General features: G+C 66.7%; 19 protein-coding genes. 12 read left to right on the top strand and 7 right to left on the bottom strand.

All coding sequences use genetic code 11. From position 1 onward, the window contains the following. Nucleotides 1-165: 165 nt before the first annotated feature. The 7 genes from Poly30_RS11980 (at nt 166) to Poly30_RS12005 (ending at nt 6,514) form a co-directional block, all read left to right on the top strand. Nucleotides 166-573 carry a response regulator gene (locus Poly30_RS11980; RefSeq protein WP_145197559.1) on the top strand — a complete coding sequence of 136 codons (408 nt, stop codon included), beginning with the start codon at nt 166-168 and terminating at the stop codon, nt 571-573. 385 nt (nt 574-958) lie between these two features. After that, the gene (locus tag Poly30_RS28395; protein ID WP_419191281.1) at nt 959-1,117 is read left to right on the top strand and encodes a hypothetical protein; all 159 of its coding nucleotides are present in this window, start codon (nt 959-961) and stop codon (nt 1,115-1,117) included. Between the two features lie 531 nt (nt 1,118-1,648). Continuing rightward, complete coding sequence (locus Poly30_RS11985; RefSeq protein ID WP_145197561.1) at nt 1,649-2,638, top strand: pyridoxal-phosphate dependent enzyme; 990 nt, start codon at nt 1,649-1,651, stop codon at nt 2,636-2,638. Then, entirely contained in the window at nt 2,635-3,351 is a 717-nt protein-coding gene (locus Poly30_RS11990; RefSeq protein WP_145197563.1) for a Sir2 family NAD-dependent protein deacetylase, read from the top strand. The genes Poly30_RS11985 and Poly30_RS11990 overlap by 4 nt, the downstream gene beginning before the upstream one ends. 182 nt (nt 3,352-3,533) lie before the next feature. Beyond that, nucleotides 3,534-3,893 carry a hypothetical protein gene (locus Poly30_RS11995; protein ID WP_145197565.1) on the top strand — a complete coding sequence of 120 codons (360 nt, stop codon included), beginning with the start codon at nt 3,534-3,536 and terminating at the stop codon, nt 3,891-3,893. A 349-nt stretch (nt 3,894-4,242) separates the two neighbouring features. Next, the gene (locus Poly30_RS12000) at nt 4,243-6,024 is read left to right on the top strand and encodes a cytochrome-c peroxidase (RefSeq protein WP_145197567.1); all 1,782 of its coding nucleotides are present in this window, start codon (nt 4,243-4,245) and stop codon (nt 6,022-6,024) included. 238 nt (nt 6,025-6,262) lie between these two features. Next, nucleotides 6,263-6,514 (top strand): hypothetical protein, encoded by a 252-nt coding sequence (locus Poly30_RS12005; protein ID WP_145197569.1) that lies wholly within the window; start codon nt 6,263-6,265, stop codon nt 6,512-6,514. Between the two features lie 241 nt (nt 6,515-6,755). On the opposite strand, the gene Poly30_RS12010 is transcribed toward Poly30_RS12005, so the two are convergent. Both Poly30_RS12010 and ettA read right to left on the bottom strand, forming a co-directional pair. Then, entirely contained in the window at nt 6,756-7,355 is a 600-nt protein-coding gene (locus Poly30_RS12010; protein WP_145197571.1) for an NUDIX hydrolase, read from the bottom strand. Then, entirely contained in the window at nt 7,355-9,040 is a 1,686-nt protein-coding gene (ettA, locus tag Poly30_RS12015; RefSeq protein ID WP_145197573.1) for an energy-dependent translational throttle protein EttA, read from the bottom strand. Before ettA ends, Poly30_RS12010 begins: the two co-directional genes overlap by 1 nt. A 246-nt stretch (nt 9,041-9,286) precedes the next feature. Here ettA and amaB point away from each other — a divergent pair, with 246 nt between their 5' ends. The 5 genes from amaB to Poly30_RS12040 all read left to right on the top strand — a co-directional run bounded on the left by amaB (nt 9,287) and on the right by Poly30_RS12040 (nt 15,524). Beyond that, nucleotides 9,287-10,834, top strand: coding sequence for an L-piperidine-6-carboxylate dehydrogenase (gene amaB, locus Poly30_RS12020; protein ID WP_145197575.1), 1,548 nt, complete (start codon nt 9,287-9,289; stop codon nt 10,832-10,834). A 184-nt stretch (nt 10,835-11,018) separates the two neighbouring features. Further along, nucleotides 11,019-12,599 carry a DUF1080 domain-containing protein gene (locus tag Poly30_RS28400; protein WP_419191282.1) on the top strand — a complete coding sequence of 527 codons (1,581 nt, stop codon included), beginning with the start codon at nt 11,019-11,021 and terminating at the stop codon, nt 12,597-12,599. A gap of 6 nt (nt 12,600-12,605) precedes the next feature. After that, nucleotides 12,606-13,448 carry a sugar phosphate isomerase/epimerase family protein gene (locus tag Poly30_RS12030; protein ID WP_145197577.1) on the top strand — a complete coding sequence of 281 codons (843 nt, stop codon included), beginning with the start codon at nt 12,606-12,608 and terminating at the stop codon, nt 13,446-13,448. A gap of 25 nt (nt 13,449-13,473) precedes the next feature. Beyond that, nucleotides 13,474-14,454 (top strand): sulfotransferase domain-containing protein, encoded by a 981-nt coding sequence (locus Poly30_RS12035; RefSeq protein WP_419191283.1) that lies wholly within the window; start codon nt 13,474-13,476, stop codon nt 14,452-14,454. After that, nucleotides 14,451-15,524 (top strand): polysaccharide deacetylase family protein, encoded by a 1,074-nt coding sequence (locus Poly30_RS12040; RefSeq protein WP_145197581.1) that lies wholly within the window; start codon nt 14,451-14,453, stop codon nt 15,522-15,524. The genes Poly30_RS12035 and Poly30_RS12040 overlap by 4 nt, the downstream gene beginning before the upstream one ends. Here Poly30_RS12040 and Poly30_RS12045 read toward each other — a convergent pair. The 5 genes from Poly30_RS12045 to Poly30_RS12065 form a co-directional block, all read right to left on the bottom strand. After that, complete coding sequence (locus Poly30_RS12045) at nt 15,503-16,642, bottom strand: SGNH/GDSL hydrolase family protein (RefSeq protein ID WP_145197583.1); 1,140 nt, start codon at nt 16,640-16,642, stop codon at nt 15,503-15,505. The genes Poly30_RS12040 and Poly30_RS12045 overlap by 22 nt on opposite strands. After that, a complete protein-coding gene (locus tag Poly30_RS12050; RefSeq protein WP_145197585.1) occupies nt 16,642-18,177 on the bottom strand; it encodes an oligosaccharide flippase family protein in 1,536 nt (511 codons plus the stop codon). Before Poly30_RS12050 ends, Poly30_RS12045 begins: the two co-directional genes overlap by 1 nt. A gap of 117 nt (nt 18,178-18,294) precedes the next feature. After that, nucleotides 18,295-19,077 (bottom strand): GDSL-type esterase/lipase family protein, encoded by a 783-nt coding sequence (locus Poly30_RS12055; protein ID WP_145197587.1) that lies wholly within the window; start codon nt 19,075-19,077, stop codon nt 18,295-18,297. Nucleotides 19,078-19,139: 62 nt separating this feature from the next. After that, a complete protein-coding gene (locus Poly30_RS12060; RefSeq protein WP_145197589.1) occupies nt 19,140-21,716 on the bottom strand; it encodes a hypothetical protein in 2,577 nt (858 codons plus the stop codon). Nucleotides 21,717-22,193: 477 nt separating this feature from the next. After that, nucleotides 22,194-24,746: a hypothetical protein gene (locus Poly30_RS12065; RefSeq protein ID WP_145197591.1), complete on the bottom strand. Its 2,553-nt coding sequence runs from the start codon at nt 24,744-24,746 to the stop codon at nt 22,194-22,196. Nucleotides 24,747-25,025: the final 279 nt, after the last annotated feature.

Below are 25,025 nucleotides of genomic sequence, written 5' to 3' on the forward strand. Positions count from 1 at the left end.
GCCCATGTGTCTCTGCCTTCCGGGCGAGGAGTGGACCTACGGACCCAGGGACAGACTAAGCTATTTCGTGCACGCCGAACGGATAGCCCGTTCGCCATGGGAGCGCCAATTGCATTTTCGTAGCGTGCCGCTCCGACAGGTAAACGCTGATCCGAACCCGAATCGATGACTGCTTCGCGAGAGAATCGAGAGTCGCTGCGCGACCCAAAAACCGTCCTCGTGGTCGACGATCATGAGCTCGTGCGCAATCTGATGGTTCGCGTCCTGGAAGCGGCCGGGCTCAAGGCCGTTGCCGTGGGAACCGGCCTTGACGCGATCGAACTGGTCCGTCGCGACGACGGCCAACTCGGCTGCGTCGTCCAGGATCTCTCCATGCCAGAGATGCGGGGAGAGGAGGTGATTCGTCAGCTGAACGAGATCCGCCCCGGACTTCCCATCGTTGCGTTCAGCGCGCAGGATGAGCACTCGGCGGCGGAACGGCTGGCCGGTCTGGACGTGGCCGGGTACGAGCAAAAGCCCTTTCAGATCCAGGCCATGGTCGAGTTGATCCGCGGCCTGATCCAACGGTCGTGAGTCAACCAGTGGAGCTCTCTTCGTGGGGTCTTTGGAGGAGTCTGTGGGACGGAGCCGCCGGATTCACGCGACTGTTACGGGCTTGGGGCTTGGGGCTTGGGGGGGGCAGTCTGCTGGGCTGCTACCAAGACAACCAAGGAAGCGGAGGGAGCGGGAGCTTGGGAGGCGCGGCGGCCTTGGGAGGGATGGATAGGTGGGAGGGGGCGAGCTTGGCCCTGGCCCACGCGTTGTGACGGGGAGGCAAGAGTGGGAGGTTCGGGGGCGCGGAGTGCGAGTTGGCCCGTGGGAAAGGTCTGCCGAGTATACTGTTTCAGGGCGGATGGGGAATTGGGCTAGAGTGACGAGTTTGGGGTTTAAAGTGTAGTTTGGAGGGCATTTGGGGTTGATGGATTGGATCGTGGAGTTCTCGGTGATGAGCAACGACGTGCACCTGATCGTGGAGGCGGAGAGCTGGCTCCTGCGAGTCGGCTGGACGAAGGGTGGGGGCAAGGGGCTGCTCACGATTCACGACCTTCCGCGTGTCGCCGAAGCTCTTCGGGCGTAGCTCGCGCCTCCGGGGCGACCCGTTGCGGGACGGCTTCGCGACTTCCACTCTTCGCCTCCGCGACTCGACTTCTTGCCTGCGTCTCTCAAGGCGGAGGCCAGGCCCAAGCTCGCGTACTTCCATACCTCCATCCCTCACAGGGGCGCCGCGCCCCCTCGATCCTCCCGGCTCCTCCGCTTCTTTGGTTGCATTGGCAGGAGTCCCGGAGTCCAGCGGAGTCGGCTCCAGGCGCAGAGATCCTTGTTTGCTGCAGGACTGGAACGTTTGAGTCCCACAGATTCTGCTGAAGGCCATCTTCATGGGGTACTGATCGACTCCCGTTACACGCCGTGACGCTGATCCGAAGGGCGGCTCGCATCGGAACGGCGACCTGCGACTGGTGACGCTGTCGCAGGCTTCGTCCTTTGGCGGCTTCGATGAGGCCGACCACCTCCAGGTCGTGGTGTTGGGTAGTGCGCCTGGGCTGACGAATGCCGTTGCCTGCCTGCCCTTAGGCGCGCACTGGCGCGGCGATCGTGTAAGTTCTCGCGCATGAAAGCGACTGTCTCCGATGTGGCGAGGACTGCGCAAAGTGCGCTGGTCACGATTCGTCCCCTGCTGCCGATCACGCCCGTGCGCGAGGCCCTCGCCCTCGCGCCCGACGGCTCCCTGTTCCTGAAGATGGAGTCGTTCCAGCCCACCGGTTCGTTCAAGGTGCGCGGCGCCGTGAATCGAATCGCGGCGCTCTCGGAGGAGGAGCGCGCGGCCGGTGTGGTCGCGGCGAGCACAGGGAACCACGGCGCCGCCGTCGCGTTCGCGGCGCGCGCTGCTGGCGTGCGAGCGTCGGTCGTCGTGCCTGTCGATACCCCGGCCGGCAGAGCGGAGGCGATCGAATCGCGCGGTGCGGAGGTCATTCGATTCGGCGCTGAGTGCGGCGAGGCCGAGGCCCATGGCCGCGCACTCGCCGAGCGTACCGGTCGTGTGTTTCTATCGCCGTACAACGATGCTCTCGTGATGGCGGGGCAAGGGACCATCGGACTCGAACTCGCCGAGCAGATCCCGGATCTTCGTAGGGTGTACGTGGCCGTCGGCGGCGGGGGCCTGATCGGCGGGATCGGGTGTGCGCTGAAGGACGTGAAGCCAGGTGTCGAGGTGATCGGCTGCTCGCCCGAGGCCTCCTATCCGATGCACGCGTCGGTGGCGGCGGGCCGCTGGGTGGACACTCCGCACCTGTCCACGCTATCTCTCGCGACCGCAGGTGGCCTCGAGGAAGACACGGTCACGCTGAATCCCTGCATGGATTCGGTCGACCGCTGGGAGCTCGTGGGGGAGGCGGACATCTCGCGGGCCACGTACGAGCTGATCACGCGGGAGCGAATGATGGTGGAGGGCGCGGTCGGTGTGGCCCTGGCCGTCTGGCAGCGCGAACGCGCGGCGGGAGTCGCGGCGGAAGGTTCGTCCTGCATCGTTGTGTGCGGCGGGAACCTCGACGCGCAGCACCTGCGCACGATCCTGGCCGAGAACGTGGAGGTGAAGCCGTGACGCAGCACGTGGTGGTCTTGACGGGCGCGGGAATCTCAGCGGATTCGGGCGTCGATACGTATCGGGACTCTGGCGGCCTCTGGGAAGGCCACCGTTTCGAGGAGGTGGCGACGCCGGAGGGCTGGGCGGCGGATCGCGCGCTGGTCTGGCGCTTCTATCAGCTTCGTCGCGCCCAGATGGCGACAGTCGAGCCCAATGCGGCGCATCACGCCCTCGTGAAGCTCGCCGAGGGGCTGAAGGCCGAGGGCGGAAGCCTGACGCTCGTCACGCAGAACGTGGACGACCTGCACCAGCGCGCCGGTTCCGAGGTGCTGGCGATGCACGGTCAGCTGAGCCAGCTGCTCTGCGAGGCGTGCGATGAAGTGACCGAGGACACCGAGCACCTGGAGGTGGACGTGTTCGTCGGCTGCCCGGCGTGCGGGCACACGCCGCTGCGCCCGAACGTCGTCTGGTTCTCGGAGGTGCCGCACTACCTGGACGAGATCGAGCGAGCCGTCGCGCGCGCGACGACGTTCGTGGCGATCGGAACGAGCGGAGCGGTCTACCCAGCGGCGGCGTACCTGGCATACGCCAGGGCGAACGGCGCCAAGACAATCGTGCAGGGCCTGGCCGAGCCGGACAACCTCGCGGAGAAAGACGAGTTCCTGTGCGGCCGCGCGAGCGAGGTGGTGCCGACGCTGGTGGATCGACTCCTCATGAATCATTCAGGTTAGAACGCTACACGACCCAAGCTGCGGGGATAGAGGGCTCCCTCGGCACGGGGCAGGTACGACCGTTGGCAGGATCTGTTTCGGCGCGTCCTCGTGTTGCACTGAGAAGACTGCGCTCGGCGGCGGTTCCGGAGCTGTTTCTCTTCGCTGGCGATCGAGCGGGAACGGAGGCGTTGATCGCGGAGGTGTCGGATCCGGTCCCGCCCGTCTACCCGTGGACGTGGACCGACCTCGTCGAACTCGAGGCGCCATCGGAACGTCTTCAGGTACTCCTGAAGGCGAGCCTGCAAGCTGGCGATCTCTCGATGGCCGCACTCGTCACGGACTGCTGTACGGATCCGAAAGCTGCGCTGCTCCCGCTGGTTCGGTCCAAGTCCTCGCTGGACGGAAGCCGCCTCGACCCTGCAGAGGGATTTCGTTCGAGAAGCGATCCACGCATCGCGCAAAATCGCGCTGGGGTCAGGCTCCGCTACGTCGACCCTCTCCTGTCGGGGTTCCCTCCGCCACCGGTTCCGGTGGAGAGCGTTGGAGTGGGCATGCCGTGAAGCCCTCCGACGGCGAGCCATTCGCGTTTTTTTTGGGCTACGTGATTGTCGGTGTTAAGCGTGCCACCCCCGGGAATCGAGTCATGCCGACCCCCCAGGATCGCGCGGAAAGAAGGGATCGGTTGGGACGAGTGCGTCGCCGCTATCGGGCCGGCGTGAAGGTGGGGTTGAACGTTGGCCAGGATCTGTTCATCGTGGGGCTTCGGTCATCATGCGGTGGCATCACTCACGCCCCCGCCTTCTCCCGGTGACCGAGCGCGCTTGGCCATCAGGCGCTGCCCCATCTGCCTCGTCCTGAGGTGCCGAGCCCCGGGACACTACGCGCAGCCATCGGCTGCGGGAGTCACTCATGACAACTCGAAACCGCGCACAGCGCGGGCTTTCCCTCGCTTCCGGCGTTCTGTTCGCCGCAAGCTTGGCCTCCGCCCAGGTCACGCCGGGAACGGTGCACCAGGGCGAGCTCGTGGGGGATCCGTCCAGTCCCTTCGCGGGTGTTTTTCCCTATCCTTCGTCGCCCTACGGCAACCCGTTCTGGGAGCCCAGCCACCCCGACTTCGGGTTCGTAGAGCGCCAGGTGATGCTCGGCAAGGCGCTGTTCTGGGATGAGCAGCTCTCCAGCGACAGCACGATGGCCTGCGGCACATGCCACGCCATGACCGCGGGCGGCACCGATGGCCGCGTGGGCGCCTTCGCCCCGAACGCCAAGTTCGGCTCCCCTGGTATGTTCCCCCAGGACGGGGCCCAGCGGTACTTCTTCGAGGGGTTCAACGGCGTTCCTGCGGGCGCACCGCCCGCCCCGGTCGAGAACAAGATGAAGCGAGTGACGGAGCTGACGGCTCCGTCGATGATCAACGCGGTGTACTTCAACAAGCTCTTCTGGCAGCACCGCGCGGGGCCTGAGTTCAACGACATGAATTCAGGTGGAAGTCCGCTGCCGGGCTTCAGCGACTTCGCGGCGCCCGAGTCGCTCATCGCGTTCCCGCCGGTCAGCCCGACCGAGATGGGCCACGACGATATCGCCTGGGCCACGGGTCAGATTCAGTACAAGCTCGCCAAGTCGGAGATCCTCCGTCTTGCAACGCCTTCTTCCGTCCCGCCGGATATCGCCTGGCTCCAGGGGCAACGGTACGACGACATCTTCAACTGGCTCTACGGCAGCGATCCCAGCGGCAACCCGGTGACGCGCGAGCGCATCTCGATGTCGATCGCGCAGTACATGCGCACGCTCATCTCGGACAAGGCGCCCGTGTTCCACGAGAGCCTGATCACCGAGCGTGAGAGACACGCGATGGAGCTCCTCGAGGTCAACGGGTGCTTCCGCTGCCACTCGAGTTCGGGCAGCCCGCAGTTCGACCCCAGCGGCGCCGGTTTCGTCGACAAGTTCGACGCGCTGTTCTCCGACGGGCAGCTGCACGACATCGGCCTGCCGCCCCCGGGCGACGTGGCCACGGACCCGGTCACGGGCAACCCCGCAGCACCGGAGATGAAGACGCCGTCGTTCCTGAACATGGGGCTGCGCAACCGCTTCTTCCACTCAGGCCAGTTCACCGACGTTCCGACGCTGCTCGCCTTCTACAACCAGGAGCTCCCCGACCAGCCCCGGAACGTGTTCAACCCGCCCCTCACGCCGGACGAGAAGGACGCGATGCTCGAGCTCTGGACGCACGGCTTCACGGACCCGAGGGTGGCCAACGAAACGTTCCCGTTCGATCGCCCCGACCTCCACAGCGAGAGGCTCACGGCCATGGGGTCCCTCGAGAACCGCTACGGCACGCCGTTCGGTGGCGCCATGGGGCGCCCGCAGATCATCTCGACTCCCCCGGCCACGGATGGAGAGCCCTGGTTCAAGTCCGGCCTCGCGAACGCTCGACCCTCTGCACCGACGAGGTTCGCCCTCTCCATGACACCCGGTTCACCAGCGCCAGGCTTCCTGATTGGTGGAAGCATCAACTGGTCGCCTGGCATGACCGTCCAGCCGGACGGGATGGCGACATGGTGGGAGATGAACATGCCTCTGCTGGGCATCACCGGTATGGCGGGCTCCTCGGTCTACGGCCAGTGGTTCATCTGGGACGGCTCGACGCCCCAGGGCTACGCGACGACGCGTGGCGCGCGCTACATCGTCCAGTAGTCCGCAACGCCGCGATCGTGCTCCGTTGACAGAACTCCGTTGACAGCACTCCGCCAAGTGGGGGGGGCCGCCGGCATCGCGCCAGCGGCCCCCTGTCAGAACCCACTGTCGCCGCGTGATGCGCCTATCGACAGGGCTATATTGGATAGCCGCGGAGCACAGTTCACCCTTCTCCCGTAGGCGGCGAGCCAGGGACACCCGGGTCGGGTCGCGGCCCTGTAGACTCGAGTCCATGGTCATGAGCCAAACGGATGCAAGAGCCACGCTGGGCCGTCGGCGCCGCAAGCTCATCGAGACCTACCTGCTCATGGGATTTGGAGCGGCCGTGTTCGTTTGGGCGTGGTTCGGCGGCTTCCCGGCCGGTGAGGAGTTCTGGATGTTCATGTCGGGCATGCTCGCTCTCTTCTATGGCGAGTCGCTCCTGACGATTCGCACGGCGAAGATCGAAGAGGCGGAGGCCGTGCTCGCGGAAGCGGGTGGATCCGAGTAGCGCGCTGGATCGTCGAAGTGGCCGTCGGCGTCTTTCCGAGCCTGGCGGTACCGAGCCTGACCCAAAGCCGCCACGTTTCGGATCGATGAGAAACCACTCGAATCGAAACGTGGCGGCTTTGGGTCGGGTTCGGTACCGCCAGGTTCGGTACCGCCAAGCGTCTCCACGGGCGGGTAGCAGTCAGGCAAGAGCCGCCACTCACAGGGCCGTGAACCGCGAGCGGCGGTACCTTCGGAGTTCTCTACTTTCGCAAGGCCGGCCGCGGCGGACCCAGGTTTAGCATTCGCTGCAGCGACAGATCCAGGCCCTGCGCGGTGGCCGCTTCGGGCGTGAACCACCGGAGCTCCAGGGACTCGTCCGAGATCTGTTCCACCGCATCCGCTGGCGCCAGCGCCAGGTAGCGCACGTCCAGGTGCAGGTGCTCGGGCTCCGCCGCCCGGTCTCCCTTCGCAGGACGCGCCGGGATCGAGTGGATATCGAAGTCGATCGGCGCTGGCGTCACGAAGCTGGGCTCGATCCCGCTCTCCTCGACCGTTTCACGCGTCGCCACCCGGCGCGTATCGCCGTCGCCGTCGCAGTGGCCGCCGAACTGCAGCCACAGGCCCAGCTTCCGATGGTGGTGGAGCAGCACCTTCGTTCCGGTGGCGTTCCAGAGCAGGCACGACGCCGTCAGATGCCCCGGGACGCAGTCCCGGGTCAGCGCGATCGGGCCGTGCTCCACGAGGAACGCGTCGATCTCGTCGCGGAACGCGAGGGGCACCGCGCCGATCGAGTCTTCCTGAGTCTGGCGGAGGCAGTCGCGCGCCTCCGCCAGTGAGGCCGCTGGGTCGAGAGCCTCCATCAGCGCGCGAACTTCCGGCGCGGGCCCTTCAGCTTGTCGAGGTCCTCGCCCTTGCTCCGCTTCCAGTCCTTGAACGACTCGTAGTCGCCGTGGTGGAAGTAGACGATGCCCACGCCGTTCTCGTCCTCGCCCTCGAAGGACAGGATATGCGTCGCCACGCGGTTCAGGAAGTAGCGGTCGTGGGTCACGATGATCATGTTGCCCGGGTAGTACTCGATCGCCTCTTCCAGCACGCGCAGGGTGTCGAGGTCGAGGTCGTTCGTCGGCTCGTCCATGATGATCAGGTTCGCCGGCTCACGCAGCATCTTCGCGAGCATCACGCGGTTGCGCTGACCCCCCGAGCACTCACCGACCTTGCGCTGCTGGTCCTCGCCCTTGAAGTTGAAGCGGGCGACGTACGCGCGGCTGTCGATGACCGTACTGCCGAACGGAAGCTGCTCGTTGCCGTCCGTGATGTTCTGGAACACCGTCTGCTCGTCGTCCAGCACCGTCCGGCTCTGGTCGAGGAAACGGAGCTGCACGGTCGAGCCCAGCTCGACCGAACCGCTGTCGGGCTGCTCGGAGCCGATGATGATCTTCATCAGCGTGGATTTGCCCATGCCGTTCGCGCCGATCACGCCCAGCTTCGCCTGGGGCGGCATCGAGAAGTTGAGGTTCTTGAAGAGCGTGCGATCGCCGTAGCCCTTGGTGAGTTCCTTGATCTCCAGCACCTTATCACCGAGGCGTGGACCCGGCGGAATGCGGAGTTCCAGCGACTGCGCCTGATCCTCGGCGCGCGCTTCGGCGGCGAGGTCCTGGTAGCGCTTGAGACGCGACTTCGACTGCTTCGTCCGCGCGGCGGGCGTCTTGGAGAGCCACTCCTTCTCGCGCTCGAGGACCTTCGCACGCGTGCTATCGCTCTTGCGCTTGACGTCGAGCATCTTGGTCTTCGCGTCGAGGTAGGCGCTGTAGTTGCCCTTGTACGGACGCGCCTTGCCGCGCTCGATCTCCAGCATCCAGCCCACGACGTTGTCGAGGAAGTAGCGGTCGTGGGTGATCAGGATCACGGTGCCGTCGTACTCGCCGAGGTGGCCCTCGAGCCACGCGATCGACTCGGAGTCGAGGTGGTTGGTGGGCTCGTCGAGGAGCAGCAGGTCGGGGTGCTCCAGCAAGAGCTTGCAGAGCGCGACGCGGCGGCGTTCACCGCCCGAGAGGGTCGTGATCCCGGAGTCGAACGGCGGAACCTGGAGCGCGTGCGCGGCCTGCTCGAGGCGGCTGTCGAGGTCCCAGATGCCCTTCGTGTCCATGGCGGTCTGGAGGTCGTCGTACTCCTTGGAGAGCTTCTCGGCCGCCTCGCCCTCCGCGTCGCCCATGATCGTCATGACCTCGTAGTAGCGCGCCTCGATGGCGCGGAGCCCGGCCACGGCCAGGTCGATGTTCTCACCGACGGTCTTGGTCTCGTCGAGGGGCGGTTCCTGCTCCAGGTAGCCGACGGAGAGGCCCTGGATCGGGCGCGCGGTGCCCTCGATGTCGGTGTCGACGCCGGCGAGGATGCGCAGGAGCGTGCTCTTGCCCGCGCCATTGGGGCCGATCAGGCCGATGTTCGCGCCCTCCAGGAACGCGATCGTGATCCCGCTGAGGACCTCGCGCTGGTCGTAGAACTTCTTGAGGTCCTGGAGGTGGTAGATGATCTTGCCGTCAGACATGGTGGGACGCCCCTGGAACGGGGGCTGCGTGGGCGCTTCCGGTGCGCCCTGGGATAGGCCGGGGGTGGCCCGAGGGCGGAGGAGCGGCCCGGTGGAAAATCGTGCGGTTTCGGCCAAAGAGGATACAGGGCCGGGCCGTCCATGGCCCGCTTCACCCGCTATCCTCTTCGGCGAACCCTCCCGGAGACGGCTCCGGCACGCGTCGCGTGCCCGGGCTGCCCCAACACCCCGACAGCCCAGAGACCCATGGCCTCCGCGACCTCCTCCACCGACACCAGCTTCCTCAGCTCCCTGGGGATCCAGGACCAGAACCAGGGCGCCTACAACGGCTCCTGGATCCAGTGCACCGGGGAGGTGCTGGAATCGCGCTCTCCCGCGACCGGCGAGCTGATCGCCTCGGTCCAGATGGCCACCTCCAAGGAGTACGAAGCCGTCGTGGCCGCCGCACAGGAGGCGTTCCAGCGCTGGCGCGCGATCCCGGCGCCGCTCCGGGGCGACATCGTGCGTCGCATGGGCAACGCCATGCGTGAGCACAAGGACGCCCTCGGCCGCCTCATCACCCTGGAGATGGGCAAGAGCGTCCAGGAAGGCTGGGGCGAGGTCCAGGAGTGCATCGACATCGCCGACTTCGCCGTTGGCCTCTCCCGCCAGCTCTACGGCCTCACGATGCCGTCCGAGCGCCCCGGCCACGCCATGCGCGAGCAGTGGCACCCCCTCGGCACCATCGGCATCCTCACCGCCTTCAACTTCCCGATGGCCGTCTGGGCCTGGAACTCGATGCTGGCCTTCACCTGCGGCGACGCCTGCGTCTGGAAGCCCAGCCCCAAGACGCCGCTCACGGCGATCGGCCTCACGAACGTCATCCGCCCGATCCTGGAAGCCGAGGGCTTCGGCGCCCTCGCGGGCCTCGCGATCGGCGGCAACGAGGACGTGGCCCAGGCCATGATCGACGACGCGCGCCTGCCGCTGATCTCGTTCACCGGCTCGACCGCCATCGGCAAGCTGGTCGCGAGCCGCGTCGCCGGCCGCATGGGCCGCCTGATCCTGGAGTGCGGCGGCAACAACGGCCTCGTCGTCCTCGACGACGCCGACCTCGACATGGTCCTGCCAGCGACGCTCTTCGGCGCCGTCGGCACCGCGGGCCAGCGCTGCACCTCGACGCGTCGCCTCCTCGTCCACGAGAGCCTCGTGGAGGAGGTCACGAACCGCCTCGTTCGCGCCTACGACGACATCGTCATCGGCGACCCCATGGACCAGAAGACGCTCTGCGGGCCGCTCATCGATGAGCACGCGGTCGAGACGATGATGGCGTCCATCGAGTCCTGCAAGAAGGAGGGCGGCAAGCTCCTCCGCGGCGGCGAGCGCGCGAAGCTCGACGGCGACCTCGCGGGCGGCCACTACGTGACCCCGGCGATCATGACGGCGGAGAACCACTACCAGACGGTCCAGCACGAGACCTTCGCGCCGATCCTCTACATCATCCCGATCAAGGATCTGGAGCACGCGATCGAGGTCCACAACGGGGTGCCCCAGGGCCTCTCCAGCGCGATCTTCACGAACGACATGAAGGCGGCCGAGCGGTTCATCTCGGCGGTCGGCTCCGACTGCGGGATCGCGAACGTGAACATCGGCACCTCGGGCGCCGAGATCGGCGGCGCGTTCGGCGGCGAGAAGGACACGGGTGGGGGACGCGAGTCGGGCTCCGACGCGTGGAAGTCCTACATGCGCCGCCAGACGAACACGGTGAACTACACGAGCGAGTTGCCGCTGGCCCAGGGCATCAAGTTCGGCTGATCCGCTCGCGGGTCCGATGACACGAAACGTGGCGGGGCGCAGTCGGACTGCGCCCCGCCATTTTCGTTGGCAGACCCACGGTCGCCGGATCAGGAGAGCGTGGTCCTCTGGCCCGTGCTAATCTGCCTCCGGCGCCGGGGACCCCCCGCGCCTATTGCGTCCTGAGTCCTCCGGAGAACGAGACATGAAGTGGCCACTCAAGAGTCTGATAGGTTCGATCGTCCTCGCGATCGGCAGTCCGCTGCTTGCCCAGCACGGGATGGGCCACCCCGATGAGTGGAAACCGATCTTCGATGGGGAGACCCTCGCGGGCTGGGACGGCCACCCGGAGTTCTGGAGCGTCGAAGACGGCGCGATCACCGGGCAGACCTCGGAGGAGCACGTCACGAAGGGGAACACCTTCCTCATCTGGCGCGGTGGCGAGCCCGCGAACTTCGAGTTGAAGGCCCAGTTCCGGATCGGGGCGCACAACAGCGGGATTCAGTACCGCTCGTTCGAGACCGACGAGAGGTGGGTCGTGGGCGGCTACCAGGCCGACATCGACTTCGGCAACCAGTGGTCGGGCACGAACTACGGCGAGCGCTTCGGGGGCATCCTCGCCAGGCGCGGCGAGAAGGCCACGCGCAGCCCGGAGGGCGAGCGCACGGTGACAAGCCTTGGCGACGCGGCGAAGCTCGCGGAGGCTATCAAGGTCGGCGAGTGGAACACGTACCACATCGTGGCCCGCGGCCACCACCTCGTGCACGAGATCAACGGGACGGTGATGTCCGAGTTCATCGACCACGGGAGCGCGGCCAGGTCCAAAGGCGTACTGGCGCTGCAGCTGCACGCGGGCCCGCCGATGAAGGTCCAGTTCAAGGACCTCCAGCTCAAGACCCTGCCTGATTCACCCGACGCCACCCGCAAGGTCGTGTTCGTCGCCGGGGGCAGAAGCCACGGGAATGGCGCCCACGAGCATCGCGCAGGCTCCATGCTGCTCGCGAAGCGCATCGCCGAGCTGCCCGGCTTCGAAGCGGTCGTCGTGACGGAGGGCTGGCCCGAGGACGAGTCGGTCTTCGACGGCGCGGCCGCGGTGGTGATCTTCTGCGACGGCGGAGAGGCTCACCCGCTCAATCCCCGGCTGGAGGCCTTCGACGAGATGATGAAGCGCGGCGTCGGCCTCGGCACGATCCACTACGCGGTGGAGACGGTGAAAGGCCCGGCCGGGGACAAGTTCCTCGAATGGCAGGGCGGTTTCTTCGAGCCGTACTGGTCGATCAACCCGCACTGGAGAGCGAAGTTCGAGGCGTTCGTCGAGCACCCCGTCACGCGCGGTTTGACGCCGTTCGAGGTCCAGGACGAGTGGTACTACCACATGCGGTTCCGCGAGGGCATGGAGGGCGTCACGCCCATCCTCACCGCCATGCCGGACACGGGGACCCTGATGCGTCCCGACGGGCCCCACAGCAACAACGAGTACGTGCGCGACGCGGTCGTGAAGCGCAAGGAGCCGCAGCACCTCGCCTGGGCCGCGACCCGGGACGGTGGGGGCCGCGGCTTTGGCTTCACCGGGGGCCACAACCACATCAACTGGCAGAACGACAACTTCCGCCGCGCCGTGCTCAACGGGATCGTCTGGATCAGCCACGGTGAGGTGCCCGAGGGCGGCGTGCCCTCCGGGACGCCCGACGCGGAGGAGATGGACGCCAACCAGGACATGCACGGCGACCTCGGCGGCCAGCGCGTCTTTCCCTTTGCCCCGCGCGCGCCGCGGACGGAGAAATAGAGGCCGATGAAGTTTGGAATGAACACCCTCCTCTGGTCCGACGACGTGACCGGAGACGCCTACCTGCCGCTGTTCGAGCGCCTGAAGGAGATGGGGTTCGACTCCGTCGAGCCCGCCGTCTTGCAGACCCATACGGCCGCTTTCACCGCGCTCGGCAAGCAGCTAGATGGCCTCGGATTGGAACGTACAGCGTCCACGGCGCTCGCCCCGGAGCACAACCTCATCTCGCCCGACGCCAGCGTGCGTGCGGCGGGACTCGCCCAGCTCAAGCGCGTGATCGACTGCTGCCACGCCATGGGGGCGAAGATCCTGGTCGGCCCGCTCCAGGCGGCGCTCGGAGTCTTCAGCGGCGCCGGGCCCACCGAACAGGAGTGGGCCTGGTCGGTGGAGGGACTCAGAGCGGCCGCCGAACACGCGGAGCAGGCGGGCGTGGTCCTCGCGACCGAGTTCTTGAACCGCTTCGAGATCTACTTGCTCAACACCGCCAGCGATGCTCACCGCCTGGTGCAGGAGGTCGACCATCCGCACCTACGGATGATGTACGACACCTTCCACGCGCACATCGAGGAGAAGAACGTCGAGGAAGCGATCAAGGCCTGCGCCGAATCTCTCGTGCACGTGCACATCTCCGAGAACGATCGCGGCACGCCCGGCCAGGGTCAGGTGCGCTGGCAGGAGTCCTTCGCGGCGCTGCGGCGCATCGGCTACGACGGCTGCCTGACGATCGAGGCCTTCGGACAGTCTCTCCCCGCGATCGCGGCGGCGACGAAGATCTGGCGCAGGATGTACGAAACCGAGGATCAGCTCGCGGCGGATGGCCTCGCTTTCTTGAAGCAGACCTGGGCCTGATGCCTGCGTTTTCTTTCGTTGCCTGGTGGCGCCCGTCTTCGAATCGCGCCTGAGCGCTTCCGCCGTGCGTCCGTCCAGCTGGTTACAGCGGAGCTTCCGCTTCGCCTCGGATCGGGCGTGGCTCGTGCTTCGGCCCGGGCGCTCGGAGGCTCGCGAACTGGCACGTTGCTCGCTGGAGCTGGAGACGGCCCGCGCCGCGCTGGAAGGCGAAGACGGCGTGGCGGCCGAGGCGCGCAACGTCGTGATCTGTGGATGCCCTCGGTCCGGCACGTCGCTCCTCGCCGCGATGCTTCACCAGCCGCCCCGGATGATGACGGCGATGGAGCCATGGGAAGGCCTGCGGTTCCCACCGCACGAGGTCTTCCGCTGGCTTCGCACCGAGTGGGCTGGCGGCCGGCTCCCCAGCACGCGCCTCGACGTTCGGTTACTGGAGGCCGAGGCGCGCGTGGCCTGGACGCGAGAAGCCCGGAGCTACCGTGTGACGCCCGCGAACCCGGGTGCGCCCGTTGGCCTCAAGTGGCCCTGCTACTGGCAGCTTCTCGGCTCGTCGAAGAGCCTCAAATTCCTCGTGTGCGTGCGTGACCCCGCGAGCGTGGTCTCGTCGATGGGGCGCCAGCCCGGGAGGCTTCGAATGGGGCTGGACCATGATGTCCCCTTCAATCACGACCTCCATCGGCGCTTGCTGCAGAGCGCTTCGACCGAGGAGCAGCGGCGCGTGGCGCACTACGACGAGGTCTATGAGCGGGTCCTCCGCCATGCGCAGGACAGCAACGTGATGCTCGTTCGCTACGAGCGCTGGTTCGAGGATCCAGCCGATCTCCTCGAAGAGATTTCGACCTTCCTCGGCGCGGACCTGGCACACCCGCGCGTCCGCCTCCGCGGGGGCGCCGAGCCGCACCTCGCGCCGGGCGGCTCGCCCGCCATGGAGCTCCGCGGCATGAGTCGGACGGCCAATCGACTCGGGTACCCATCCACGAGCGCCGGGTCGGTCCGAGGGGATCGATGAGCAAGCTGGATCGACTGGCGCGTGCAGCGGACAGAACAGGGGTCCTTCGCGCCACGTCCTGGCTGAGGCAGCCCCTCGCGGCCCGCCATCTCGGCGCGTTCGGATTCCATCGTCTGGCGCTCCGCCGAGAGGACGAGACGTTCTCGGACGAGATCATCGACGCGACGCCCGATGAGTTCCGGCGATTCCTGGGTCTGGTGCGGCGGCACGGGCAAAGCGTGGAGCTCGATCGTGTCTTCGCCCTGGCGCGCGGCGAGCCCGAGGCCTGCTCCGCGCTGCGTGGAACACCGGTTCTGATCACGTTCGACGATGGCTACCGGAGCTGCCTCGACGTCGCGCTGCCCCTGCTGCTGGAGTTCGGCATGCGCGCGACGTTCTTCGTTCCCACCGCCTACATCGACGAGCGGCGGGTCTTCTGGTGGGATCGACTCGCCTACGCCTTGAAGCGTTCCAGGGTGCCCCGCCTGGAGCTCGGCCAGCCCTGGAACCTCACCCTCGACCTGGCCGATCGCTCGCGATCGACGGCGGAGATCGGGGCGCTCCTGGAGCACGGGCGCGACCTCGATCGGGAGGGCTTCCTGGACGCCGTCTGCGAGGCCCTCGGTGTCCCCTGGGACCGCGCGCTGGAGGCGGCGATCGCCGACGAGCTGCTGCTCGACTGGGAGGGGGTGGAGGCGCTCGCTGCGGCGGGCATGGACGTTCAGTCGCACACCGTCACGCATCGCTTGCTGCCCACCCTGGGAGCCGAGGAGCTGGCCCACGAGCTCGCCGGTTCTCGATCGCAGCTGGAACAGCGACTTGGCCGGGAGGTCCGGGCGCTCGCGTACCCCTCCGGCTATGCCATCCGTGGTCAGCCCGAGATCGTGGCGGCCGTGGAGGAAACGGGCTACGAGCTGGGCTTCACCTACGGCGGAGGCGCGTCTCCGATCCACGGTTTCGATCCACTGAACGTCAAGCGTATGACGATCGACCCCGCGTCGAGCGCTTCGATGCTGGCCCTGCAGGTGGCGTGGCCGTCGTGGTCCCACGAGGCCGCACGTGCCAGGGGCTACCCCGGGCCGGCCTCCTGAAGCGACGCGATTTTGTCCGCGATCGCAGCTCCCACCAGCTTCGCGCCTTTCGGCGAGTGGTGTAGGAAGTCGTAGAAGTGGTCGAAGTCACTCGGCACGAACCTGCGAAGGTCCACCCGTGCGGCTCCCATCTCGTCGGCGACCTTCACGGCGACCTCGTCGACCCTCTCCATGAGGCTGCGCACGAGGTCGATGTCGTAGTAGGCATCCAGAGCGCCGCGGTAGGGGCTGCCCTGGCCGAAGTTCCAGAGGCGCTTGGCTTCGTCCGGCGTGAAGTCGCGATCGAGCCACGGCTGCTGGGCCACCACCACGTGCTTCGCCGACTTCTGGCAGGTTTCGATCAGCGCCCGAAGGTGCGTCTCGAAGGCGTTCAGCATCGGCGCGGGGTCCGGCGTCTCCATCAGGAGGTTCTTCGTCGCCGCTCTGGCGGCCCGGTGCTTCGCGATCGTCGCGCCGACGTTCTTCTTCACCTGCACGGGGCGGCGCAGGCGGACGTTGAGCCCGCGGGCGATCTGGTAGAGCGCCAGCGTCTTCGGCTTCCATCCGAAGGGGCCCTCGGGATGCTCGGCCACGTAGTCGGCGAGCTGGAACGGGCCTTCTTCGATCACGGGCGGCGTCTTCGCCTCGAACCAGTCGACGAGGTCGCTCGCGCCGACCATCAGAACGACCACGTCGAGCGAGCGAAGCCGCGGCACCACCCGCGCCAGGATCGCGTTGATCTTGCGGCAGGTGATGAGAGAACGCGCGACGTTGCCGACGTGGACGCCCTGGCCGAGCTGGGGCCTGCGCCGGAGTTCGTCCTGGAGCGCCGCCGACCACGTGTCTTTCTGGTCGAGCAAAAAGCACTCTGCCGCGCTTCCGCCGGCCACCAGCACCCGCAGCACGCTTTCGGGGTGCTCGGGCACGGGGTCGCCGCGCTCGCCGTCTGCGTTCGCCTCGAACGTGGCCTCCCCAGGCAGCTGGGGCACGACATCGGTGGCGATCGTGAAGTGGCGCCGCGAGAAGGGCTGGTGGATGTACCAGCGGTCCCGCTTCCTGATCCAGGCGCGAGCGCCTAGTTCGGCAAGGGCGAACGCCGCAGCCGCGCCCAGCGCGGAGTACACGAGCAGGTCGATCACTACTTTCTGTTCCTGAGCTTGTCCATGAGGCGCGCCATGAGCGCATCGGTATCGAGGAACCGGTCGCCGCGGAAGACGAACATCAGCGCCAGAACCACGAAGAGAGCGCTGTAGAGAACGCCCGCTGCGACGACCCTCGGGTAGCCGTGGAGCGGGATCTGCTGGGCTCCCAGCGCGAGGGCCCCGGACGCCACGACGGTGATCGGGAGCAGCCGCCCGAAGGTGTAGCGGAACCACTCCCCTAGACTGAGGTCGAGGCGGCGGCAGGCATCCCAGAGGAACACGATCGAGAACACCACGTTCGGGATCGCCGTTCCGAAGGCGACGCCCATGATCCCGTACTCGCCGACGAGCGCGAGGCTGAGCAGGAGGTTCGCGACGCCCATGCCGAGCAGGCCGTACCCGGGCACCTTCGCGTGGCCGAGGCCCATGAGGACGGGCAGCGCCACGCCGCGGATCGGCAGGAAGAAGAAGAACGAGACCATCAGGATCTGAAGGACCCGGCCCGAGATCGGGCTGTACACGTCGCCGAGCCAGGCCTCCAGGAAGTTCGGCCCGAGCACGATCAAGTAGCCGCCGATCAGCATCACGATCGTCGCGGCGATCTTGGACCACTTCTGGAACTCGGCGCGGATGTCGTCGAGGTCGCCGCGGCTCGCCGACGAAGCGGCCATGGGCATCAGCACCATCCCGATCGCCAGGAGGATGCTGATGAACGGATCGAAGATCTTGTTGCCGTAGCCGTAGATGGCGACGTCGGCGGTGGGGGCGTTGAAGCCGATGACGAGGGCATCGATCCGGAACGCGAGGAGCGCGCCCATGTTCAGGAGGAACGCGAACACGCTGAACGACAGGAGGCTCCGTGCTTCGACCCACTCGATGCGCTGGGGCTTGAAGTGGACGAGCGGGTGGCGTTTCCGCGAGGAGAGCATCGCCACCAGGAACTCGAGCGCGGCGATGCCGATCTGCACCCACGCCAGGGTCACGAGGTCGGCGCGCCAGGAGAGCAGCGCGACGGTCGCCCCGAGCTTGGCGAGGAGGCCCCCGCCCATGATCAGGTTGCGGGCGACGAAGTCGTGGTGGGCGTCGAAGATCGCATAGGGCAGCTTCAGCGCGAACCCGAGCGCGACGTTCGCGAGCATCACGATGAGCGCGATGGTGGCCTTGTGACGCTCGGTCTCCGTCACGACGTCCCAGCGCGGATCCGCCATCAGAGGCCCCGTGAAGGCGCCGTAGGCGACGATCCCGAGGAGCGCGGCGACGACGCCGAGGACCAGCGTCAGGGACAGGCTCGTCCCAAGTGCCTTGGTGGCCGCGGGCCCGTCCTCGCGCGCAATCGCCGAGCTGAGCGCCCGTACGGTCGCCATCGGCAGCCCGAGCGAAAGGAGCTGAAGCGGCCCGGACGCCGCGACGATGATCTCCCAGATCCCGTACGTGTCGTTGCCGACGGCGTTCGCGGTGAATGGCGTCAGCACCATGAACACGACGATCTGAAGCGCGTTCAGGGACCAGTTGGAGCTGATACTTCGAAGCATGGGGAGGAAGGGGGGGAGCGGGTCGCAGAGTCTACGAACCGTTCCCTCATTCTTCGGCCAGCGAGTCCGGTTCCCCCTAACCGAGCCGAGGATTCCCTCGCCGTGAGAGGGGATCGTTCATTCCTCGAGGAGCGGTTGCAGCCACCCGGCGAAGATCGCGTACCCGGCGTCGTTCAGATGGAGCCGGTCAGCGCTGACTTCCTCGCGCAGGTGGCCCGCCGCGTCGATCAGAGGTTCGCGAGCCAGCGGCAGGAAAAAGATTCCGTCGGTGAACGCAGCCATTGCGGCCAGGCCTGCGTTGGTTTCCCGGAGGCGGTCGGCGAGTTCCGCGCCAGTTTCGCGCTCAGGCAGGATGCCGAGCAGGACGACTTTCTCGACGCCAGGCAGCTCGAGCAGTCCCGTCGCCAGCCGCCCTGCCCGCACGACGATCTCCCCCGGCGGCGTCCAGGACCCGTCGTCGATCGCGCGCCGAACGTTCACGCTGCCGGCGTAGAGGACGACCTGGGCAGGATTCAGGTCCATCGCCGTGGAAAGCGCGCGCGCCTCCAGCCCGGAGAGGTCCTCGTCCCCGATCCCCCGATTGACCGTGGCGAGACTCCCAAAGTGCTCCGCCAGCGGGAAGCGCTCGATCGTCGACGAGCCGAGGAACAGCGTGCCGCCGGGCGCGGGCTTCGTCTCGCTCGCGAATTGCTCCAACCGCGCCTGGCGGTGGGCTTCGCGCCGCCGCAGGTCCTGGACGGACTGGGGCACGATCAGCGTCCGAAGGCGCCAGCCTCCGGGGATCACGTCGAACAGCGCGAGACCGACCGCCGAGGCGCCCGTCAGAGCCAGAAAGAGACCCGCCCGGGCCAGGTGGCTCCGAACGGGTCTGCTGGAAGTCGGTTCGTTTTCGCGGATCATGGGTGGAGGATAGGGTCCCGATCCATGAACGCGGAAGCAAACGCCGCGCGGCGCGATTCGGTCTACAGCGCCTGCAGCGTGCTCAGGAGCGGCGCGATCTCATACAGAAGGTGCGTACCGTACTTCTCGAGTTCGAAGAGCGGGTTGCTCGACTCGCCGAGCGCCTCCTGGGCGCGCTGCAAGAAGATCCCGTCGCCCGTCGCCTGGAACGCGTAGGCCCAGGCCGGCATGGCGGTCGTCTTGTCGAAGTAGGGGGACTCTTCATAGCCATTCTCCGGAATGTCCGCGCAGAACTCCGGCAGGTGCAGGAAGCGCGGCCGCACTGCGATCACGCGGTACTGCGCGTTCGCCTGGAGGTTCCAGAAGGGTGTGCTCACCGTCGAGTAGGCGCCCGCTGTCACGTAGTCCTGCATCATGCTCGCCATGCCAGGACGGACTCCGTCGAGCACGGATGTCTTGATGGACTGGGCCGCGTTCAGCATGAAGCCCACCTCGAAGGACTGACGCGTGTGGTAAGCGCCCTTGAAGGCCTTTCCGATCGCCACGGCGGTGGGGTTGCCGGTGCAGGTCGACTGACCGAGGTAGGCCGTGCGCGAGACGTCTTCGAACCAGGTGCGCATCCTCGCGCGCTCGCCCCGGTCCTTGGAGGTCACGTAGTGCGCCACCGAGGCAATGAGAGCCCAGGCTTCCGGGCGACCGAAGGACGCGCCCTTACCGGGGTTCTCACCGACGTCCAGCTTCCGGCGCAGGAGGCCCGTGCCCTGGATGCTGTTATAGAAGGAGTTCTTGTACTTGTGGAAGGAGAAGCGGAACAGCGCCGAGCTGAGTTCGAGCTGGAGCTTGGCCAGGCTGTCGTTCCCCAACCAGGTCAGACCCAGCTGCGGGTTCAGGTAGCGCGTGTGGTGCGCGAAGTCGATCGGGCGGAAATCCTTGAGGTCCTTTTCGTAGAAGGGGATCCGCGCGGTCATGTACGCGGTCTCCGCCATGCTCCACTCGACGTGGTTGAAGCCGAAGTACGTGTCGCTGTAGGCGGGCTTCAGGTAGAAGTAGCCGTCGACGTAGGCGTTCGGCGTTCCCTCCAGGAACACGTGCTCTTCGACGTCCGGTGGTGTCCCGTCGAGCTGGAAGATCGCGTCGGGTTGACGGTCGATGTACGCCTTGGAGAGCTGGTCGAGGAAGCGCAGACCGACGGGTTGGCGAGCCCACGCCTCGCGGATCGCCGGGATCATCTCGATCTCGTCACCGCCCGTCATTCCGCCGTACTGGACGCCCCAGGGGTGCGCCCACCCCAGCGACGGGAAGGTCATCGGGTAGCCGCCCTCGCGGCCGGTGCGGACCTGATCCCAGACCTGGAAGTAGTCCGACTCCAGCTCGGCGGTGACCGATTCACGCGACATGTGAGTGAGCACGGGAAGGCGCGTGTTGGACGTCAGGAACCGCGCGGTGAGCGGGTTCCACCACGACCAGAGTTCGTTCTCCGGATCCGTGATTTGATGGGGCGGCGTGGCGCTCGGCACGCAGAAGCCCCGGGTCTCGCGTCTAAGCAAGCTTCGGCCCTGGGCGAGGGCCTGGGCGCCTCGCGCGATGATCAGGCGACGGTTGAACTGCGCCTGCTGGGGAACGTTGTGAAACTGGCCGTAGCGCAGGGGGCGCACAAGGGACTGCACGGTGCCGCCGGGCTCGTTGCGACGCTCTCCATACGCCGGGCTCTCGATGGCCCACGCCAGGGTCCAGCCCGCAGGGAGATGAAGGTCCAGTGAGTCGAAGTACGCGTCACAGATCGCATCATCCAGGGGGGAGTTCGATTTGCCGAAGATCCCGTTGTGCAGCGTCAGGTCGAGCGCGAGGAAATCGAGGTGCGCGTAGGAGCGGGCGAAGACGTGGACGCCCAGGAGGTGGGGGTAGGGTGCGCTGGCGCCCGTGCCGGCTCCTGGATCGGGGACCATCACCTCGTGGGAGCGCGACTCCTGGATGTACGTTCCGAACCTCGGGTTGGTGACCGAGGGGTCCTCTCTGCGCACCTTGGCGAGCAGATCGGCGGTGTAGCCATTGCCGTGGAGGTCGTTCGCGGTGAGCCGAATGGCGCCCGGGGTGTTGAGGAGCTGCTCGACGTGCGGCGAGGCGACGAAAGGCTGCACGGATTGCTGGCTCTCGACCACCTCGAACTCGATCTCGTCGCCTTCGCTCACACTGGCCGGTCGCCGGACACGCCCGATCAGCTCGATCACGTCCGCGCCGTCCTCTGGATCGGGGTACCAGCTGACGACCTCGATCTGGGTCGTGACCTCGTGGTCGTCGATCCTGAGCGCGAGCGGAACCGTGGTTTGGCCCTCGACGATCGTCCCCGGGGGCACGGGAAGCGTGGCCTCGAGGATGAAGGAGGCGGGTGCCGGTGCGATGACCGAGATCTTGGCGACGACCCGGCCGCTCTGGGCCATGACTGCCGGAACCGGAACCGGGCTCGCGGCCGCCGGACCCGCGGTGGCAGCGAGGAGGGTGACCCCGAGGCAGGCAGGTGCGAGGAAGAGACTCAGCGGAGATCGAAGGCCGAAGAGACGTGAGGGCCTACGCGAGCCGAGATTCGGTTCTTTCGGAATCTGCAGGCTCAGTGTGTGCGTATGGGACGCGGCTTGTTTCATGGTTCCCCTCTTCGATGGAAGCGAACGGCCGAAGGGGCCGTGCACGTTGGATAGCGGCTCGGTGCGAGCGCCGTTTGGGTGACGGCAAGACGCGCCTGATCGGAGCTGCGGTTCCAAGATCCCGCGTGTCTCCGACTGCAACTGTTCATCTCGTCCTCATGTCGCCTGCGGGGCTGGAGACCTCTTGGTGCAGGCCGGGAGGAGCCTGCGGAAGTCGCCATGGATCCCTGGAAGGGCCGGAGGAGCGAGCGCAGAGGCTAGGCGCAGTCCCGGGGGGGCCACAAGGCCGTGATTTTGGATTAACACCCACGGGGCTTCACGGGGGTGTCCAGGGCGATCGTGCCTCAGAATGAGTAGATCTTGAGGTTTGTGGCGGTCCTGCGAGAACGCAAGAAGGGCGCTGCATCCGAGGATGCAGCGCCCTTCTCACGCCCTGTCCCGCAGCTCATGCGAGGCGGGCTCTGGTCCGCGATCCTATCAGTGGATCGAGCTCATCGCCTGGACCGTGCCGAGCATGAAGGCCGAGTGGGGCAGACGCTGCTGGCCCAGGATGTTGAGTTCGGCTTCGAGGTTCGCCGTCGTGCCGAGGCTCGAGGCTGCGATCTGAAGGAACGCTGCGTCGCCGGAGAGCTCGTAGGCGTAGGTCCAGAGCGTCAGTGGCGTCTCGTGGTCCACGTTCGTGAGGCCGTAGCCGGCGTCGTCCGGAAGGTCGAAGCAGAAGTCCGGGATCGACATGTCGCTCATGCCGACGCCGATGACCTTGCGGAGACCGCCATGGGCGGGATCGTAGAAGGGCATGCGAATGGTCGAGTAGGCCGTTCCGACGATGATGTCGGCGAGGCGCTCGGAGACCTCTTCGTCGACGCGATCGAACACGGTCGTGCGCATGGACTCGAGGGCGTTCGTGGCGAACGACTGCTCGAAGGACTGGCGCGTGCGGTAGATGCCGTTCGCTTGCTTGCCGATGCGGACAGCGGTCAGGTTGCCGGTGCAGTCGGACTGGCCTTCGGCGCAGACGCGGCTGACTTCGGCGAACCAGGGGCGGAAGCGCTCGCGCAGATCGTCGTCGCCGGTGGCGTAGGCCGCCGAGGCAGCGAACAGACCCCAGCCCTCACCGCGACCGTACTCGATCCCGACTCCCGGGTTCTCGGTCACGCGGTTGATGCGCCACTGGAGGCTCGAACCACCCACGTAGCCGTAGTCTCCCACGTTGCCCTCGTGGTGCGTCATGCGAAACAGCTCACCGACACGGCGGATCTGCCACTTCGAAAGGCTGTCGTTCCCGAGCCAGGTCATCGTCTTCAGGTCGTTCGTGAAGCGAATGAGGTGCTGCAGGTCGATCGCCATGAACTCCTTGAGCGGCTCCTCGTAGGCGGGCTTGAGGCCCGCCGAGGCAACGTAGTCGGCCTGGAAGGTCGGCGCGTCGTCGAACCCGAAGTAGCTATCGTCGCCGACGAACTTCATCGAGAGGTCGAACGGCAGGTAGGGGCCGTTCTGTCCCGTCGTGACGAGGTGATCCTCGAACTTCGTCGGAATGCCGGCGGATGAGTAGAGGGCGGTCGGCTGGCGCTCGAGCACCATCCGGTTGCGCATCTCGATGAAGCGGAAGCCCGCCTGCGATCCCGACCAGGCGATCTCGACGCCCGGGATCTGCTCGATGTTCTCGCCGCCCGTCATGCCGCCGTAGGACGACCAGTAAGGGTGAGCCCAGCCGAGGTTCCCGCTGAGGATCGGATACGCATCACCGACACCCGTCTCGACCATGGCGGAGCGGGCCTCGTACTGGCCACGGAACTCGGCGTCGATCGCCTCGCGAGTCGTCATGCTCGCCAGGTTCGGCAATCGGTGGTTCTGGGGCAGGTAGCGCGCGGTGGCCGGGTTCCACCACGACCAGAGCTCCGAGCCATCGTCGGCTCGGCCCTCCGTGCAGAACGCGAGGGTCTGGTGCTCCAGCTCCGCGCGCGCGCGCTCGACGGCATCCGTCCGAGCGATCATGATCCGGCGAGAGAACTGCGACTGGCGATGCATCAGGTGCATGTCGCCATCGGGGATCGCCGCGATGAGCGGGACCTCCTGCATGTTGCCCGCTGCGAAAGCATCGCCCGTGAACGGATTCTCCAGCGCGTGGAGCACTTCCCAACCCTGCGGAAGACGCAGGTGAAGCTTGTCGAAGTAGAGATCGGTGAGGACTTCGTCCCATGTGACCGATTCGTCCTTGCCGTCGAAGCCGTTGTGGACGTGCAGATCGAGGGCGAAGAAGTCCTCGCCTGCGAACGTGCGAACGAAGGCGTTGACGCCCATCAGGCGCGGAAGCGTTCCTTCTGCGCCCGTGACGGGCGAAGTCGGCACCAGCACCTCGGGAACGCGGAACTCCTTGATGAGTTCGCCGTCGCGGACGACCTCGACGGTCGGGTCCGCGCTCTTGATCTTTGCGAAGAGGTCCGCGGAGTAAGGGTTGCCGAAGGGATCATTGGCGACCAGGCGGACGGCGCCCGGGGCGCGCAGGATCGTGTCGACTGCCGGTGACAGCTGGAGGTCACCCTTGGCGTGAGGAGCGTAGACGACGAGGTACTCGATCGGAGTGCCAGGGGCGACGTCGGGACGGCGCACGCGGCTGATGATCTCAACGACGTCCGCGCCGTCTTCGTTGTTTGCGTAGCGAGAGACGACTTCCACCTGGGTGGGGGAGGCCGTCGGGTCAGCGGAAGAGATGACGGCCAGGGGAACCTGGGCGTCATCAGCGGCGAACGTTCCGCGCGGGACGGGAAGCGTCGCGCGAAGCAGGAAGTCTGGAACAGCAGGAGCGTTCATCCGGACCTTGCCAACGACGTATCCGTCGTTTTCGAAGTCGAAGGTGGGCGAGCTGACGACTCCGTCGTCGCCGAGGCCCACGCTGCTACTGGTGTCACCACCGCAGCCCGCTGCAAAAATGGCGAATGCGCTGAGCGCGGTAAATCGTGCGACGTAAGCCGTCGCATACTTCTCGTCACCTTTACGCCCAGGCGTAAAGGGAGCGGAGCCCCTCATCATCGTCATGGTAGTTGTCCTCGTTTGCCCTCGAGAGACGAGACAGCTGCAGTGCGAGCGCCGCCCTGCTGATGTGTCCACGAAGGAAATCGGATTTGCCACAGGGCGGTCTGAAGCGCCGGTAAGCGAAATGTGTGGCGCGCCTCACCGAATGCGCTGGACTGGGACCGCATGGCGGGCCACGCCTGAATAGCGGCCACTTCCAGGGCCTTTCGTGGGTGCCCCAAACAGAGAAGGGGCGAGGCCGCATTCCTGCGCCCTCGCCCCTTCACTTCATTCCCG

The sequence above is a fragment of the Saltatorellus ferox genome (assembly GCA_007751475.1).
GTDB lineage: Bacteria > Planctomycetota > UBA1135 > UBA1135.

Coding starts and splice junctions, on each gene's coding strand:
- Poly30_RS11980 (WP_145197559.1), top strand. CDS start 166: ATGACTGCTTCGCGAGAGAATCGAGAGTCGCTGCGCGACCCAAAAACC.
- Poly30_RS28395 (WP_419191281.1), top strand. CDS start 959: ATGGATTGGATCGTGGAGTTCTCGGTGATGAGCAACGACGTGCACCTG.
- Poly30_RS11985 (WP_145197561.1), top strand. CDS start 1,649: ATGAAAGCGACTGTCTCCGATGTGGCGAGGACTGCGCAAAGTGCGCTG.
- Poly30_RS12000 (WP_145197567.1), top strand. CDS start 4,243: ATGACAACTCGAAACCGCGCACAGCGCGGGCTTTCCCTCGCTTCCGGC.
- Poly30_RS12005 (WP_145197569.1), top strand. CDS start 6,263: ATGAGCCAAACGGATGCAAGAGCCACGCTGGGCCGTCGGCGCCGCAAG.
- Poly30_RS12010 (WP_145197571.1), bottom strand. CDS start 7,355: ATGGAGGCTCTCGACCCAGCGGCCTCACTGGCGGAGGCGCGCGACTGC.
- ettA (WP_145197573.1), bottom strand. CDS start 9,040: ATGTCTGACGGCAAGATCATCTACCACCTCCAGGACCTCAAGAAGTTC.
- amaB (WP_145197575.1), top strand. CDS start 9,287: ATGGCCTCCGCGACCTCCTCCACCGACACCAGCTTCCTCAGCTCCCTG.
- Poly30_RS28400 (WP_419191282.1), top strand. CDS start 11,019: ATGAAGTGGCCACTCAAGAGTCTGATAGGTTCGATCGTCCTCGCGATC.
- Poly30_RS12030 (WP_145197577.1), top strand. CDS start 12,606: ATGAAGTTTGGAATGAACACCCTCCTCTGGTCCGACGACGTGACCGGA.
- Poly30_RS12040 (WP_145197581.1), top strand. CDS start 14,451: ATGAGCAAGCTGGATCGACTGGCGCGTGCAGCGGACAGAACAGGGGTC.
- Poly30_RS12050 (WP_145197585.1), bottom strand. CDS start 18,177: ATGCTTCGAAGTATCAGCTCCAACTGGTCCCTGAACGCGCTTCAGATC.
- Poly30_RS12055 (WP_145197587.1), bottom strand. CDS start 19,077: ATGATCCGCGAAAACGAACCGACTTCCAGCAGACCCGTTCGGAGCCAC.
- Poly30_RS12060 (WP_145197589.1), bottom strand. CDS start 21,716: ATGAAACAAGCCGCGTCCCATACGCACACACTGAGCCTGCAGATTCCG.
- Poly30_RS12065 (WP_145197591.1), bottom strand. CDS start 24,746: ATGATGAGGGGCTCCGCTCCCTTTACGCCTGGGCGTAAAGGTGACGAG.